Annotated in this window: 14 protein-coding genes; 9 read left to right on the plus strand and 5 right to left on the minus strand. The window is 53.2% G+C overall.

Translation table 11 applies throughout. The annotated features are described in order from the left end of the window. The first annotated feature begins 12 nt into the window (after positions 1-12). From atpA to ACXAGQ_RS07615, 9 genes are all read left to right on the plus strand, one after another. Positions 13-1,554 (plus strand): F0F1 ATP synthase subunit alpha, encoded by a 1,542-nt coding sequence (gene atpA, locus ACXAGQ_RS07575; RefSeq protein WP_475252963.1) that lies wholly within the window; start codon positions 13-15, stop codon positions 1,552-1,554. A gap of 44 nt (positions 1,555-1,598) precedes the next feature. Continuing rightward, the gene (gene atpG / locus ACXAGQ_RS07580; protein WP_475252965.1) at positions 1,599-2,465 is read left to right on the plus strand and encodes a F0F1 ATP synthase subunit gamma; all 867 of its coding nucleotides are present in this window, start codon (positions 1,599-1,601) and stop codon (positions 2,463-2,465) included. Between the two features lie 32 nt (positions 2,466-2,497). Next, positions 2,498-3,904 carry a F0F1 ATP synthase subunit beta gene (gene atpD, locus ACXAGQ_RS07585; RefSeq protein ID WP_107300832.1) on the plus strand — a complete coding sequence of 469 codons (1,407 nt, stop codon included), beginning with the start codon at positions 2,498-2,500 and terminating at the stop codon, positions 3,902-3,904. A 17-nt stretch (positions 3,905-3,921) separates the two neighbouring features. Then, complete coding sequence (locus ACXAGQ_RS07590) at positions 3,922-4,344, plus strand: F0F1 ATP synthase subunit epsilon (protein ID WP_475242961.1); 423 nt, start codon at positions 3,922-3,924, stop codon at positions 4,342-4,344. 205 nt (positions 4,345-4,549) lie between these two features. Next, positions 4,550-5,908: a bifunctional UDP-N-acetylglucosamine diphosphorylase/glucosamine-1-phosphate N-acetyltransferase GlmU gene (gene glmU / locus ACXAGQ_RS07595; protein WP_475252967.1), complete on the plus strand. Its 1,359-nt coding sequence runs from the start codon at positions 4,550-4,552 to the stop codon at positions 5,906-5,908. Positions 5,909-6,096: 188 nt separating this feature from the next. Then, the gene (locus ACXAGQ_RS07600) at positions 6,097-6,864 is read left to right on the plus strand and encodes a DeoR/GlpR family DNA-binding transcription regulator (protein ID WP_475252969.1); all 768 of its coding nucleotides are present in this window, start codon (positions 6,097-6,099) and stop codon (positions 6,862-6,864) included. 18 nt (positions 6,865-6,882) lie between these two features. Further along, positions 6,883-8,715 carry a glutamine--fructose-6-phosphate transaminase (isomerizing) gene (gene glmS, locus ACXAGQ_RS07605; RefSeq protein ID WP_475252971.1) on the plus strand — a complete coding sequence of 611 codons (1,833 nt, stop codon included), beginning with the start codon at positions 6,883-6,885 and terminating at the stop codon, positions 8,713-8,715. A 311-nt stretch (positions 8,716-9,026) separates the two neighbouring features. Next, on the plus strand, positions 9,027-9,407 hold the full coding sequence (locus ACXAGQ_RS07610; protein ID WP_475252973.1) for a helix-turn-helix transcriptional regulator: 381 nt from the start codon (positions 9,027-9,029) through the stop codon (positions 9,405-9,407). A 227-nt stretch (positions 9,408-9,634) separates the two neighbouring features. After that, a complete protein-coding gene (locus ACXAGQ_RS07615; RefSeq protein WP_475254695.1) occupies positions 9,635-10,036 on the plus strand; it encodes a helix-turn-helix transcriptional regulator in 402 nt (133 codons plus the stop codon). 25 nt (positions 10,037-10,061) lie between these two features. Here the strand turns inward: ACXAGQ_RS07615 and ilvA are convergent, their stop codons facing one another. From ilvA to ilvG, 5 genes are all read right to left on the minus strand, one after another. Next, positions 10,062-11,615 (minus strand): threonine ammonia-lyase, biosynthetic, encoded by a 1,554-nt coding sequence (ilvA, locus tag ACXAGQ_RS07620; RefSeq protein WP_475254697.1) that lies wholly within the window; start codon positions 11,613-11,615, stop codon positions 10,062-10,064. A 6-nt stretch (positions 11,616-11,621) separates the two neighbouring features. Continuing rightward, positions 11,622-13,463, minus strand: a complete 1,842-nt coding sequence (gene ilvD, locus ACXAGQ_RS07625; RefSeq protein ID WP_475252975.1) for a dihydroxy-acid dehydratase — start codon at positions 13,461-13,463, stop codon at positions 11,622-11,624. A 66-nt stretch (positions 13,464-13,529) separates the two neighbouring features. Then, positions 13,530-14,465: a branched-chain-amino-acid transaminase gene (ilvE, locus tag ACXAGQ_RS07630; RefSeq protein ID WP_475252977.1), complete on the minus strand. Its 936-nt coding sequence runs from the start codon at positions 14,463-14,465 to the stop codon at positions 13,530-13,532. Positions 14,466-14,485: 20 nt separating this feature from the next. Then, complete coding sequence (gene ilvM, locus ACXAGQ_RS07635) at positions 14,486-14,734, minus strand: acetolactate synthase 2 small subunit (RefSeq protein WP_039468244.1); 249 nt, start codon at positions 14,732-14,734, stop codon at positions 14,486-14,488. Continuing rightward, positions 14,734-16,380, minus strand: a complete 1,647-nt coding sequence (gene ilvG, locus ACXAGQ_RS07640) for an acetolactate synthase 2 catalytic subunit (protein ID WP_475252979.1) — start codon at positions 16,378-16,380, stop codon at positions 14,734-14,736. Before ilvG ends, ilvM begins: the two co-directional genes overlap by 1 nt. Between the last annotated feature and the right edge of the window lie 327 nt (positions 16,381-16,707).

Genomic DNA, 16,707 nt, shown 5'->3' on the forward strand with positions numbered 1-16,707 from the left:
GGGAATTGGAGCATGCAACTTAATTCCACGGAAATTAGCGAACTGATCAAGCAGCGTATTGAAAACTTCAACGTTGTAAGTGAAGCGCGTAACGAAGGTACTATCGTGTCGGTAAGCGACGGTATTATTCGTATCCATGGCCTTGCTGATGTAATGCAAGGTGAAATGATTGAATTACCTGGTGGCCGTTTTGCACTGGCACTTAACCTTGAGCGTGACTCGGTTGGTGCGGTTGTAATGGGCCCATATGCTGACCTTCAGGAAGGCATGAAAGTAACGGGTACTGGTCGTATTCTTGAAGTACCAGTCGGCCCTGCACTTCTAGGCCGCGTAGTGAACACACTGGGTGAGCCAATCGATGGTAAAGGTCCAATCGAAGCAGAGACTTTCTCTCCTGTTGAAGTGATTGCACCGGGTGTTATCGACCGTAAATCTGTTGATCAGCCAGTTCAGACTGGTTATAAGGCAGTTGACTCGATGATTCCAATCGGCCGTGGCCAGCGTGAGCTGATCATCGGTGACCGCCAGACGGGTAAAACCGCAATGGCGATCGATGCCATCATCAACCAGAAGAACTCTGGTATCTACTCTGTTTATGTGGCAATCGGCCAGAAAGCGTCAACCATCGCTAACGTGGTTCGCAAACTGGAAGAGCACGGCGCACTGGAAAACACCATTGTAGTTGTTGCTTCAGCTTCTGAAGCGGCGGCACTACAGTACCTAGCACCATACGCTGGCTGTGCAATGGGTGAATACTTCCGTGACCGCGGTGAAGATGCCCTGATCGTATACGATGACCTGTCTAAGCAGGCTGTTGCCTACCGTCAGATCTCATTGTTGCTACGTCGTCCGCCGGGTCGTGAAGCCTTCCCTGGTGACGTTTTCTACCTCCACTCTCGTCTACTAGAGCGTGCCGCTCGCGTTAACGAGCACTACGTAGAAAAATTCACCAACGGTGAAGTGAAAGGCCGCACCGGCTCACTAACTGCCCTGCCTATCATCGAAACGCAGGCTGGTGACGTATCGGCATTCGTACCGACCAACGTTATCTCTATCACCGATGGCCAGATTTTCCTACAGACAGAGCTGTTCAACGCCGGTATTCGTCCAGCGGTTGACCCAGGTATCTCTGTATCGCGTGTAGGTGGTTCTGCCCAGACCAAGATCATCAAGAAACTGTCTGGTGGTATTCGTACCGCTCTTGCACAGTACCGTGAACTTGCGGCGTTTGCCCAGTTCTCGTCTGACCTTGATGAAGCAACGAAGAAACAGCTTGATCACGGTCAGAAAGTAACTGAGCTGATGAAGCAGAAGCAGTATGCACCGATGTCTGTTTTCGAACAGTCAGTGGTTATCTTTGCTGCGGAAAAAGGCTACTTGAATGACATCGAGCTGACTAAGCTTGCTGATTTCGAAGCCGCGTTGCTTTCATATGCCAAAGGTCACTTTGCTGAGCTAGTGTCTCAGGTTGATGAAACGGGTGCTTGGAATGATGAAATCGAAGCCCAGTTCGTGAAACTGGTTGAAGGTTTCAAAGCGACCCAGACTTGGTAATTGGTTGGTGATCGCTCGCGATCACCTACTAACGGAGAGTAACGATGGCCGGCGCAAAAGAGATTCGTAACAAGATCGGTAGTGTCAAGAACACTCAGAAGATCACCAAAGCGATGGAAATGGTGGCGGCGTCTAAAATGCGTAAAACGCAAGACGCTATGGAGTCATCACGTCCATACGCACAAACTATGCGCAAAGTGATCGGTCATATCGCCCTTGGTAGCCTTGAGTATAAGCATCCTTATCTTGAGGAGCGTGAAGCCAAGCGCGTTGGTTACATCATTGTTTCTACAGACCGTGGCCTGTGTGGTGGCCTGAACATTAACTTGTTCAAGCAAGCTATCCACGATATCCAGGACTGGTCTGAGCAAGGTGCAGATGTTGATTTGGCGCTGATTGGCTCCAAAGCAACGGCATTCTTTAACAGCTATGGCGGCAACGTGGCCGCGCAGGTTTCTGGCCTGGGCGACAACCCATCAGTGGACGAGCTGATCGGTACCGTTGGCGTAATGCTGAAGAAATATGATGAAGGCCAATTGGATCGCCTGTACCTGGTTTACAACAAGTTTGTAAACACCATGGTTCAGGAACCAGTGATTGATCAATTGCTGCCTTTGCCTAAGTCAGAAGACGAAGAGATGAAGCGCAGCCATGCTTGGGACTACATTTATGAGCCTGAGCCGAAAGCCCTGCTAGATACCCTACTGATTCGCTACGTTGAATCTCAGGTGTACCAGGGTGTGGTCGAGAACCTTGCTAGTGAGCAAGCCGCTCGAATGGTCGCGATGAAAGCAGCAACCGATAATGCAGGAAACTTGATTGACGAACTGCAGCTTGTGTACAACAAGGCCCGCCAGGCCGCGATCACACAAGAGCTGTCTGAAATCGTTTCTGGTGCAGCTGCTGTTTAAGGCAAAGATTAAATAAGTTTAGAGGATTAACGATGGCTACAGGTAAGATCGTACAGATCATCGGTGCGGTAGTCGACGTAGAGTTTCCACAGGACTCCGTACCACAGGTATACGATGCCCTTCACGTTGATGCGAAAGAGAACGGTACGCTAGTACTGGAAGTTCAGCAGCAGCTTGGTGGCGGTGTTGTCCGTGGTATCGCAATGGGTACTTCTGATGGCCTGCGTCGTGGTTTGTCTGTTGAAAACACAGGCCGCCCAATTGAGGTTCCAGTTGGTAATGCAACCCTAGGACGTATCATGAACGTTCTGGGCCAGCCAATTGATGAGTGTGGTGAGATCGGTGAAAAAGAGCGTTACGCGATTCACCGTGAAGCACCAAGCTACGAAGAGCAGTCAAACGCGACTGAACTACTAGAAACAGGTGTTAAGGTTATCGACCTGATTTGTCCATTCGCTAAGGGTGGTAAAATCGGCCTGTTCGGTGGTGCGGGTGTAGGTAAGACCGTTAACATGATGGAGCTTATCAACAACATCGCCCTGCAGCACTCTGGTCTGTCAGTATTCGCCGGTGTTGGTGAGCGTACTCGTGAAGGTAACGATTTCTACTACGAGATGCAGGAAGCTGGTGTTGTAAACATCGAAAACCCTGAAGAATCGAAAGTAGCAATGGTTTACGGCCAGATGAACGAGCCACCAGGTAACCGTCTGCGTGTTGCTCTGACTGGTCTGACAATGGCAGAGCGTTTCCGTGACGAAGGCCGTGACGTTCTTCTGTTCATCGATAACATCTACCGTTATACCCTTGCGGGTACTGAGGTTTCGGCACTGCTAGGCCGTATGCCATCAGCGGTAGGTTACCAGCCAACGCTTGCAGAAGAGATGGGTGTTCTTCAGGAACGTATCACCTCGACCAAGACAGGCTCTATCACGTCTGTACAGGCCGTTTACGTACCTGCGGATGACTTGACTGACCCATCTCCGGCGACAACGTTCGCCCACCTTGATGCGACAGTTGTACTTTCTCGTCAGATCGCTTCTCTGGGTCTATACCCAGCGATCGACCCATTGGATTCAACATCACGTATGCTTGATCCGCTAGTGGTTGGTCAGGAGCACTACGATATCGCACGTGGCGTACAGAGTATCCTGCAGCGCTACAAAGAGCTGAAAGACATCATTGCAATCCTTGGTATGGACGAGCTTTCTGAAGAAGATAAGCAAGCTGTATCTCGTGCCCGTAAGATTGAGCGTTTCCTAACTCAGCCTTACCACGTTGCAGAAGTCTTTACTGGTGACCCAGGTATCTACGTATCGCTGAAAGATACGCTACGTAGCTTCAAAGGTCTTCTAGCGGGTGAATACGACGATATCCCAGAGCAGGCATTCATGTACTGCGGCGCGATTGAAGACGTATTGGAAAACGCGAAGAAGCTTTAAGCTAAGTAGGAGGCGACATGGCAGCGATAACCTTCCATCTGGATGTAGTAAGTGCAGAGAAACGTCTGTTTTCTGGCCGCGCTGAAAACATTCAGGTGACCGGTAGCGAAGGTGAACTGGGTATTCACGCAGGTCACACCCCGCTGCTGACCGCTATCACGCCGGGTATGGTCCGTATTACCAAACAGCATGGTGACGAAGAGGTGATTTATATCTCTGGTGGCATGCTGGAGGTTCAGCCTGGCACGGTTACCGTGTTGGCTGACACCGCTATCCGCGGTGAAGATCTGGACTCAGCGAAAGCGGAAGAAGCGAAACGCCAGGCTGAGGAGCGCATCCACAACCAGCATGGCGACATCGACTTCGCTCAGGCAGCCAGCGATTTGGCGAAGGCCATTGCTCAGCTTCGAGTTATCGAACTGACCAAGAAAGCCCGCTAAGATCAGCAAAGCCAAAAAGCGACCCTCGGGTCGCTTTTTTTATACCTGTGATCTATTCCCAACGATCCCCCCCCCCGAGCCAACTTACCTTTTCACTGTGAGTTATTACTCGTAAAAAATTATCTATTTTTCCTGCCGCCGCTGCCCTTGGCATTATACAATGGCGCTAGGTTACTTATTTGATATGCACCAAGAGGATTAAGTCATGAGCTTTAGCGCTGTGATTCTCGCCGCGGGAAAGGGAACCCGCATGTACTCCAACCTGCCTAAAGTGTTGCATACACTGGCAGGCAAGCCGATGGCCAAACACGTGATTGACACCTGTGCCGGCCTGGGCGCCAACAATATCCACCTGGTATACGGCCACGGCGGCGATCAGATGCAGGCTGCTTTGAGCGCCGAGCCTGTAAACTGGGTATTGCAGGCTGAGCAGTTGGGTACCGGCCATGCGGTCAACCAGGCTTGCCCTGATCTGGCGGAAGACGAGAAGGTGCTTATCCTGTACGGCGACGTACCGTTGATCAGCAGTGAAACTTTGGAGAATCTACTCGATGCCCAGCCTGACGGTGGTATTGCTCTACTGACTGTAGTTCTTGACGATCCGACTGGTTATGGTCGTATCGTGCGCCGTAACGGTCCGGTGGTGGCGATTGTCGAGCAGAAAGACGCCTCTGAAGAGCAGAAGCTAATCAAGGAAATCAACACCGGTGTGATGGTGGCTAATGGCGGCGATCTGAAACGTTGGTTGTCTGCCCTTAAAAATGACAATGCCCAGGGTGAATATTACCTGACCGATATAATCGAAATCGCCCACAACGAAGGCCGTGCGGTTGAAGCGGTACACCCGGTACGGGCTATCGAGGTAGAAGGCGTCAATAACCGCGTTCAGCTGGCCAAGCTTGAGCGTGCCTTCCAGGGCATGCAGGCTGAGCGTTTGCTGGAGCAAGGCGTAATGCTGCGTGACCCGAGCCGTTTTGATTTACGCGGTGAGCTGCAGTGCGGTACAGACGTCGAAATCGATGTCAACGTCATTATCGAAGGTAGCGTCTCGCTGGGTAACAACGTGGTGATCGGCGCGGGCTCTATCCTGACCGATTGTGAGATTGATGATAACACCGTGATCCGCCCATACAGCGTGATTGAAGGGGCAACCGTCGGTGAAGACTGTACGGTGGGCCCGTTTACCCGCCTGCGTCCGGGCGCAGAATTGGTGGGTGACTCGCACGTCGGCAACTTTGTCGAAATGAAGAAAGCGCGTTTGGGCCAAGGCTCGAAAGCCAATCACCTGACTTACCTAGGTGATGCCGAGATAGGCGATCGTGTGAACATCGGTGCTGGTACCATTACCTGCAACTACGATGGTGCCAACAAGTTCAAGACCGAGATCGCCGATGATGTGTTCGTCGGCTCTGATACCCAGCTTATCGCGCCGGTGAAAGTGGGCAAAGGCGCAACCATCGGTGCCGGTGCGACGATCAACCGCGATGTCGGCGAAGGCGAGCTGGTGATCACCCGTGCTCCTGCCCGCACCGTCAAGGGCTGGAAGCGCCCAGTGAAGAAGTAATTCACGTTACTCCTTTTATCCAAAGGCAAGGCTACGGCCTTGCCTTTTTCATGCCTGCAGCAAATATTGCCAGGTGCCTATCCCTCTTCTTTCGAATAAAAAATTAATTGCACATAGTTGATCAGAAAAGTTTTGATCTGCTAGTATTTCTTTCAGTTCGAAACTTATAGCTATCAGTTCGTAATTTTATGTCCAAGCGTAATACTCAGCAGCGTCGCCATGCCATCCTTTCAATGGTCAATGAGCAGGGCGAGGTAAGTGTCGACTCACTGGCAAAGCACTTTGCCACATCCGAAGTAACAGTCCGTAAAGATCTGGCTGAGCTTGAAAAAAATGGCTTATTGCTGCGCCGCTACGGTGGTGCCGTATCGATACCGACCGAAATGGTCAGTGAGCCGGAAGAACAAGTTTCGGTTCGTAAGTTAGCGATTGCCAGCGCGGCTGCAGCCCGCATCCGCGACCATAACCGGATCATTATTGATAGCGGCAGTACCACTGCCAGCCTGATCAGCCTGCTTAATGACAAGCACGGCCTGATCGTGATGACCAACTCGCTCAACGTGGCCAATGCGCTCAATAGCCTGGAGAACGAGCCCACCCTGCTGATGACAGGGGGCACCTGGGATCCGCATTCCGAAGCGTTCCAGGGCCAGGTGGCTGAATCGGTGCTACGTTCATATGACTTCGACCAGCTTTTCATTGGCGCGGATGGTATCGATACCGCCCGGGGAACGACAACGTTTAATGAGCTGGTGGGACTGAGCCGGGTGATGGCCGAGGTATCGCGCGAAGTTGTGGTGATGGTGGAGTCGAGCAAGGTCGGCCGCAAGATCCCGAACCTTGAGCTGCCGTGGGCGAACATCAGTACGTTGATCACTGATGACGGCTTGGACATGGAAGCAAGACAACAGATTGAACAGCATGGCGTGCAGGTGGTCTGCGCGGCAGCGAAATAATTTTAGGAGCAAGAAACTATGTGTGGGATTGTTGGTGCGGTAGCACAGCGTGATGTAGCGGAAATTCTGGTTGAAGGGCTACGCCGTCTCGAGTACCGCGGCTATGACTCTGCCGGTGTCGCGGTTGTAGATGGTGAAGCAAACCTAACGCGCGTTCGTCGTCTTGGTAAAGTCCAGGAACTGGCCGATGCGGTAGACCAGGCCAAAGTCATTGGCGGTACCGGTATTGCCCACACCCGCTGGGCGACTCATGGTGAACCATCAGAAGCAAACGCTCACCCACACATGTCAGGTGACATCGCCGTTGTCCACAACGGCATCATCGAAAACCACGAAGAGCTGCGTGAGCTTCTTCAATCTCGCGGTTACGTGTTTGAATCCCAGACCGATACTGAAGTTATCGCGCACATGGTTGAGTGGGAACTGCGTACATCAGAAACGCTGCTAGAAGCGGTGCAAAAAACAGCGAAGCAACTGGAAGGCGCTTACGGTACCGTTGCGCTGGATCGCAAAGACCCTTCCCGCATCGTTGTGGCACGCTCAGGCAGCCCTATCGTCATCGGCTTTGGTGTCGGTGAAAACTTCCTGGCCTCTGACCAACTTGCACTGCTTAACGTGACTCGCCGCTTTATGTACCTGGAAGAAGGTGACGTTGCAGAAATCACCCGCCGTGAAGTTACGGTATTTGATGCTTCGGGTGAGCGTGTCGAGCGTGAAATCACTGAATCAAACGCAGAGCACGATGCGGGTGATAAAGGCCAGTACCGCCACTTCATGCAAAAAGAAATCTACGAGCAGCCAACCGCGCTGATCAACACCATGGAAGGCCGTATCACGGCAGATTCTGTGGTGACCGAAGCTATCGGTGTGAATGCGGCAGAAATCTTGGGCAAGGTTGAGCACGTCCAGATTGTGGCCTGTGGCACCTCTTACAACGCCGGTATGACTGCGCGCTACTGGTTCGAAGATATCGCTGGCGTAAGCTGTGATGTGGAAATCGCCTCTGAATTCCGCTACCGCAAGTTCGTGACCCGCCCGAACAGCCTGCTGATCACCCTGTCCCAGTCTGGTGAAACAGCCGATACCCTAGCTGCCCTTCGCCTGGCAAAAGAGAAAGGCTACATGGCGGCAATGACCATCTGCAACGTGGCGGGCTCGTCTCTGGTACGTGAATCAGATTTTGCCTTCATGACACGTGCTGGTGTTGAGATCGGTGTGGCTTCAACCAAAGCGTTTACCACACAGCTTTCAGCGTTGCTGATGCTGGTAACGGCATTGGGCAAACAGCAAAACCGCATTAGCAAAGAGAAAGAGAAGGAGATTGTTGAGGCTCTGCATGCGCTTCCGCAGCAGATCAACGCCGCCCTGTCTTTCGAAAAAGAAATCGAAGAATTGGCGACTGACTTTGCCGACAAGCACCATACCCTTTTCTTAGGCCGAGGTGAGTTCTACCCGATTGCGATGGAAGCGTCACTGAAGCTAAAAGAGATCTCTTACATTCACGCTGAAGCTTATGCTGCCGGTGAATTGAAGCACGGCCCACTAGCGCTGATTGATGCTGACATGCCAGTTGTTGTGGTGGCGCCAAGCAACGAGTTGCTTGAGAAGCTGAAGTCAAACGTTGAAGAAGTCCGTGCCCGTGGCGGCCTGCTGTACGTCTTTGCCGATGCCGATGCCGGCTTTGAAGGTGATGAGACCATGAAGATCATCACGTTGCCGCACGTTAGCGAGATCACGGCGGCGATCTACTACACCATCCCAATGCAGCTATTGTCTTACTATGTTGCACTGATCAAAGGCACGGATGTGGATCAGCCTCGTAACCTTGCCAAGGCGGTTACTGTTGAATAAAAATCAGCTTGTTAGCCAATAGGCTGGCAGACTGTCTCAAAAGTGAGAAAAGGCACCCAAGCGGGTGCCTTTTTTATTGCCCTTAGGTGGTAGGGTCTACTATCTAGACAGGGCTGAATGATTTTTTTGCGTTTTAGGAAAATTAGGCACCCGAGTTAACAATTGCAAACCAAATTACAATATTATAAATATTGGATGTAGCTAACTTGTTGTTATTTGGGGTTTTGTTTTATTTCTTTCAAGTTGGCTTATGTTGTGCAATCCAGTAATGAAAGCTAGGCATTATTCATTGTGTGTATTGGAGGTGTGACATGACAGATCCGAAAGCTCAAATCGCAGCCCGTATTAAAGAAGCAAGGGAATGGAAGGGCCTTACCCAGGTTCATATGGCTCAGCAACTCAAGGTCGCGCGCCAGACTTACCTTGATCTGGAAACCGGCAAGACCGAGCCTAAGGTAAGGATGCTCTCTGAGATTTCCGAGATCACCGAGCGACCATTAACTTGGTTTGTGTACGGTGACGAGGGTATCGAAATTCTCGAAAGCGAATACAAAGAAGAGATTGATCGCCTGCTGCAGTATTTCAGCCGATTACCCCACTCTGCTAGGAACGTTATTTTGCAACAAAGCATTAATTTGGCTGGCTTTATGGCGGAATACACCCGTGCGCTTACCCAGCGTGACAAGCATTAAAGTGGTCAGAGGTGTGTCGTGATATGCTGACATAATCATATGCACCGTGTCTTGAATGCTGGTCATTGGAGGGAGGAATTCACAGTTTATAAACTTGCCTATTATGTAAATCATTACCCGTAATGAATAATCATCATATGAATGACATTATGCTCATTAAGGGAGTGAGATACTCCTCCCATATGTCGCTTTGGCGGTGTAGGGAGGAAAAGGTATAGGTGAATATAATGGAACATGCCAAATCATGGATTGCACAAAGAATCAAAGATGCACGGGAATGGAAAGGAATATCCCAGGTAGCGATGGCCAGGCATCTGGATGTTGCCAGGCAAACGTACCTTGATCTTGAATCTGGCAAGACCGAACCTAGGGTCTCGACCCTTATAAGGATTGCCGAATTGACCGATCAGCCGCTGGGTTGGTTCGTGTTTGATATCCAGCGTCCTGAGATGCAGCACGAGCAGCTCAAGTCGGAATTGCTACAGCTCTCCTCACTGTATGAGAAGCTTTCAGAGCCGCTTCGCAGCAAGCTGCTGGCGAGCCATATTACCCAACTCAAGGCGCTCCTAGAACACATCGACCCGCCGGGCAACGGGGAAAGCAAGGCAGCCCCGGAGGCTGCCCTGTAGTCTTGCTGTAAACTTAATCCAGCCGCTATTGCGCGAGGAAAAACTGGTAGGCTGGATTGTCAGTTTCGTCTTTCCAACTATAACCCAGTTCCCGCAGGTGGCTGGTAAAGGACAACAAATCCTGCTCTTCCAATTCAAATCCACACAACACCCGGCCATAGTCGGCACCGTGGTTGCGGTAGTTGAACAAGCTGATATTCCAGTGGGTACCCAAGGTATTGAGGAATTTGAGCAAAGCCCCGGGGTATTCCGGAAACTCAAAGCTGTACAACCTTTCCTTCAATGGCTTAGAAGGACGGCCGCCAATCATATAGCGGACATGGACCTTGGCCATTTCATCATCGGACAGATCCACCACCGGATAACCGCCTTTGCGCAGATCAGCAATGATGCCATCGAGCTCTTCCTGCCCTTGGATCAAGCGTACCCCGACAAAGACATTGGCCAAGCTGTCATTGTTGTAGCGGTAGTTGAACTCGGTGACGGCACGGCCGCCAAGGATGTGGCAGAAATCGAGAAATGCCCCCGGCCGCTCAGGGATGGTAACTGCCAATAGCCCTTCGCGTTTTTCACCCAGCTCACAGCGCTCAGACACATAGCGCAGGCCATGGAAATTGAGGTTGGCTCCCGACAGCACTGCTGCCAGCTGCTTGTCTTTTAGCTGGTGGCGCTCGGCAAATTTCTTCAGCCCGGCTAGTGATAGCGCACCAGAGGGCTCGGCAATCGCCCGGGTATCTTCGAAGATATCTTTTACGGCAGAGCAGATCTCGTCACTGCTTACCGTAATGGAATCATCAAGATACTGCTGGCACAGGCGGAACGTCTCTTCGCCAATCCGTTTGACCGCGACACCATCGGCAAACATACCAACCTGATCCAAGGTCACTGGCTCGCCGGCATCCAGCGCTGCGCGCAGACAGGCGGAATCTTCAGCTTCGACCCCGATCACTTTGATTTGCGGCATTAGCTGCTTGATCAGCACCGCGACCCCGGCTGCGATACCGCCGCCGCCGACCGGGACGAAAATATAGTCGAGGTGGCCGTTTTGCTGGACCAGCTCAACCCCAATCGTCCCTTGCCCGGCGATCACCGCTGGGTGGTCGAAAGGCGGGATAAAGGTATAGCCGTGCTGGCCTGCCAGCATTTCGGCATGGGCCTTGGCTTCGTCGAAGTTACCGCCGTGCAGTACCACTTTGCCGCCAAAGCTGCGGACTGCATCCACTTTGATATCTGGGGTGGTACGCGGCATGACAATGGTCGCCTGTACGCCGAGGTGCTTGCCTGACATCGCCAGGCCCTGGGCGTGGTTGCCCGCCGAGGCGGCAATCACCCCAGCCTGGCGCTGGGCGTCAGTGAGCTGGGACATCATGTTGTAGGCGCCGCGCAGCTTGAACGAGTGGACCGGCTGGCGGTCTTCTCGCTTAAGCTGTACCTGGTTGCCGATCCGTGCAGCCAGACGATCCATCGTTTGTAATGGGGTGACTTGCGCCACCTCATATACAGGAGCACGGAGAATATCGCGAAGGTAATCGGCTCCGCTTAACAGCTCTACATCCTTGGCCAGGGTTACTTCGCTCATCATGCGTTATCCTTCTAGTTTTGATTTATCGCGAACCGCACCTTTGTCGGCACTGGTGGCTAGGTTGGCATAGGCACGCAGGGCAAAGGACACTTCGCGCTGGCGATCCAACGGTTTCCATCCGCGCTGGTCGGCCTGCCCACGGCGGCTGGCCAGTGTTGCTTCATTAACTTGCAGGTCAATGCTGCGGTTCGGGATATCTATCGCAATGGTATCGCCGTCCTGGATCAGGCCGATAGTACCGCCATTGGCGGCTTCTGGTGAGACATGGCCAATCGACAGGCCGCTGGTGCCGCCAGAGAAGCGGCCATCGGTGATCAAGGCGCATTCTTTGCCAAGCCCCATGGACTTCAGGTACGTCGTTGGGTAAAGCATTTCCTGCATACCCGGGCCGCCTTTCGGGCCTTCGTAGCGGATCACTACCACATCGCCGGCTTTGACCTTGCCGCCCAAAATACCTTCGACGGCTGTTTCCTGGCTTTCGAATACCACAGCTGGGCCGGTAAAGGTCAGGCAGCTTTCATCGACACCTGCCGTTTTGACGATACAGCCATCCAGTGCCATGTTGCCGGAGAGCACCGCCAGGCCGCCGTCTTGGCTGAAGGCATGCTCCTTGCTACGGATACAGCCGTTTTCACGGTCATCGTCCAGGGTGTCCCAGCGGCAGTCTTGCGAGAACGCCTGGGTAGTACGGATCCCGGCAGGGCCGGCGCGGAAGAATGATTTCACCTCTTCAGACTGGGTTTGAACGATATCGTAGTGCTTGAAGCTTTGTGAGAATTGCTCACCCAAAATGTTGTAGCAATCATTGTGGAATAGATTCGCGCGATCCAGCTCGGCAAGAATACTGTATACCCCACCCGCGCGGTGGACATCTTCCATGTGGTATTTCTGGGTCGACGGCGCCACCTTGCACAGGTGCGGTACCTGGCGAGACATACGGTCGATGTCTTCCATGGTGAAGTCAACCTCGCCTTCCTGCGCCGCAGCGAGCAGGTGGAGGACGGTATTGGTTGAGCCGCCCATAGCGATATCTAGCGCCATGGCGTTTTCGAACGCTTGCTTGGTCGCAATATTTCGTGGCAATGCACTTTCATCGTCCTGCTCGTAGTAACGCTTGGTCAGATCGACAATGCGCTTGCCAGCATTGATAAACAGCTGCTCGCGGTCGGCGTGGGTCGCCAGCATAGAACCGTTGCCCGGTTGGCTCAGGCCTAGGGCTTCGGTCAGGCAGTTCATCGAGTTGGCGGTGAACATACCCGAGCAGGAGCCGCAGGTCGGGCAGGCCGAGCGCTCGATCTGCTCGCTCTGCTCATCGGAGACGTTTGGATCGGCACCCTGGATCATGGCATCGACCAGATCCAGCTTGAGGATCTGATCCGACAGCTTGGTCTTGCCGGCTTCCATCGGGCCGCCGGAGACAAAGATCACCGGGATATTGAGGCGCATCGAGGCCATCAGCATTCCAGGGGTGATCTTGTCGCAGTTCGAAATGCATACCATGGCATCGGCACAGTGGGCATTGACCATGTACTCGACCGAGTCGGCGATCAGCTCGCGCGACGGCAGCGAGTAGAGCATGCCGCCGTGGCCCATCGCAATACCATCGTCAACGGCAATGGTATTGAATTCTTTGGCGATACCGCCCGCCGCTTCAATTTCCCTCGCGACTAACTGGCCGAGATCCTTGAGGTGGACATGGCCCGGAACAAATTGGGTGAACGAGTTCACCACCGCAATGATCGGTTTGCCGAAATCTTCATCTTTTACGCCAGTGGCGCGCCATAGGGCACGGGCACCAGCCATATTGCGGCCGTGGGTGGTGGTGGCGGAACGGTACTTGGGCATAACGAAAAATCCTTTTGCTGTATTGCATGGCCGGTGCGGTATGGGCACCGGCCGCTGAGTCAGTGGTTACTTGTCGGCAGGGTAAACGTAGTCAAGCCAACCCCATTTGTCTTCAGTAGTGCCGTTGAACAGGCCGAAGTAGGCTTCCTGCAGCACCTTGGTTACCGGGCCGCGCTTGCCTTCGCCTACGGTGATCTGGTCAACACTGCGGACCGGAACGATCTCTGCAGCAGTACCAGTCATGAAGATCTCGTCGGCCAGGTACAGGGCTTCGCGGGCAATGTTTTCCTCGCGGACTTCATAACCACGCTCTTTGGCCAGGATCATAATGGTATCGCGGGTGATGCCCGGCAGGATGGCACTGGTTGCTGGTGGTGTAGACAAGATGCCGTTGCGGATGACAAATAGGTTTTCACCCGCACCTTCAGACAGGTAGCCGTCAACGCTCAGAGCGATACCTTCGGCATAGCCGTGGCGGCGGGCTTCACCACCGACGAGTAGTGATGACAGGTAGTTGCCTCCGGCCTTGGCTGCGGTTGGGATGGTGTTCGGGGCGGCACGGTTCCAGCTCGAAATCATGGCATCGACACCGTTCTCCAGCGCTTCTTCGCCAAGGTATGAGCCCCAAGGAAAAGCGGCGACCATGACATCCATTTCGGTGTCTACCGGCGGGCAGACACCCAGGCCAACATTGCCGACATAAGCGAGCGGGCGGATATAGGCAGACTCTAGCTTGTTGACCCTTAGGGTTTCACGGCAGACTTCCATTAGCTCGTCTGAGCTATACGGGATCGGGAAGCGGTAGATTTTGGCTGAGTTCTTCAGGCGATCCATGTGCTCTTTGTGACGGAAGACCGCCGGGCCTTTCGGGGTGTTGTAGCAGCGGATACCTTCGAAAACCGAGGTACCGTAGTGCATGGCATGCGTTAGCACGTGCACCTTGGCATCGCCCCAAGGCATCATTTCACCGTTGAACCAAATAAAATCCGCTGTGTTGGCCATGTTTGTTCCTTCCTTAAAATCTAATCTCGGTTAGCTACGAGTGTGGTTTCTACGGTACGAATATCCCAGAGTTTTTCGATTTGGTTGATCAGCGTCGTTATTGGGCGGTCGCTGTCGACAAGGATTTCGATACTGGCAATTTTGCTTTCGTGGTTTTGGGTTGCATTCACTTGTTTTATCACAAAACCACGGTGGCGGATAACGCGCAGGATCCGCTCTAGTAATACTGGCTTATCATCCGCTTTGATGTCGAGTAAATATCTGTCCATTAAGTATTCTCCAGCATATCTTGATTTGCCGCGCCAGGTGGTACGAGGGGCCATACATTGTCTTCTTCCGAGATCAATACATTGAGCAGGTAAGCGGTTTTGCTTGCCATCATTTCTTTCAATGCCGGCTCTACTTCTTCTTTACGGGTGATGGTTTTGCCCGGGATATCGAAGGCCTTGGCCAGCATCACGAAGTCCGGGTTGTCATCAAGGATGGTTTCGCTGTGGCGGCCATCAAAGAAAAGAGACTGCCACTGGCGGACCATACCGAGGCGCTGGTTGTTGATCAGGACCATCTTGACCGGGATCTGGCGGCGCTTGAGGGTACCCAGCTCCTGGATATTCATCATGAACGAGCCGTCGCCGGTGATCAGGATGGACTCGTCATCCGGGCGTGCCACCTTGGCACCCATCGCTGCCGGAAGACCAAAGCCCATGGTGCCAAGTCCTGCCGAGGTGATGTAGTTCTGCGGCTGGCGCGGCTGGATATGCTGGGCTGCCCACATCTGGTGCTGGCCGACATCGGTCGAGACCATCGAGGAGTCCGGCATCATGTCGGATAGCTGTTTCATCAGCAGCGGGGCATAGATCAGATCGCCCGGGTGGTCGTAGCGCCACTTGTTCTGCTGGCGCAGGCTAGCGGTGTAGTCAACCCAGTCGCTGATATCCTGGCTTAGCTCCAGCTGCGGCAGGATGACGTTGATATCACCGCGCAGCGGGGCATGGGCATGGCGCAGTTTGTTGAACTCGGCAGCATCGATATCGATATGGATCACCTTGGCATGCGGCGCGAAGGTATCCAGCTTGCCGGTTACCCTATCATCGAAGCGGGCTCCGACGACGATCAGCAGGTCACACTCCTGTACCACCAGGTTGGCGGTTTTGGTGCCGTGCATCCCTAGCATACCAAGGTAGTGCGGGTCGTGGCGCTCAATAGTGCCCAGGCCCTTGAGGGTACTGACTGATGGCATCGGGTTCATGGCAAGGAAAGTACGAACCGTGTCGGTCGCATGGGCCAGCTGGACACCACCGCCAACATACAATACTGGGCGCTGGCTAGCGGAGAGAACCTGCTGGGCGGTCGCTATCTGTTCACTGGTAACCACAGGGATAGCCGGAGGGGTAATCGGAGTCAGATCGCCCTCAGGCGCGAGGGCAAGCTGGACATCTTTGGCGATATCTACCACGACAGGCCCCGGGCGGCCGGCCTTGGCCACTTCGAATGCCTCGGCAAGGGTCGGGATCAGCTCATCGATATCCGTCACCAGGTAGCTGTGCTTGGCACAGGCCAAAGACATGCCGATCACATCCATTTCCTGGAAGGCATCGGTGCCGATGTGCGAGCTGGCGACTTGCCCTGTAATCGCAACAATAGGCACTGAGTCGAGGAAGGCATCGGCCAGCCCTGTCATCAAATTGGTGGCGCCCGGGCCTGACGTTGCCATGCATACGGCAACATCCTGGGTGGCTCTCGCCATGCCGATTGCGGCCATGGCTGCCCCTTGTTCGTGGCGGCATAGGATATGCTCAACACCACCGTCGTAAAGGGCATCGTAGATCGGCATGATGGCACCACCTGGATAGCCAAATACCGTTTTGATCCCCTGCTTCTGCAGCGCCGCTACGACTAACTCTGCTCCCGTCATCGCTGCTCTCCCCTGTTTCCTTGCCTGCGACATGCTGATTGATTTGTTTGTTTAACCAGCAAGTATCGTTAAATAGTCCAAAAAAAAGCCCCCTGGCCTGTTGGCTTAGGGGGCTTCTCTGCGTTTGTTATGCTTGTCAGCTAATTTACGCCTGCCCGACCCCCTCGTAGTGAAATAAGCACCACGATGACGTTGATAATGAGTAGGAGGGCGTTGGTCATAAATTGCATTGACTGTCTGTCCGGTTTTTCTTGTTAAGACATTGTGTTGAACTAGTGGTAACACAGACATCGCTCGCATGACAAGAAAAAAATCAAAATTATTTTG

It is taken from the genome of Photobacterium sp. ABD4_091 (assembly GCF_056160145.1).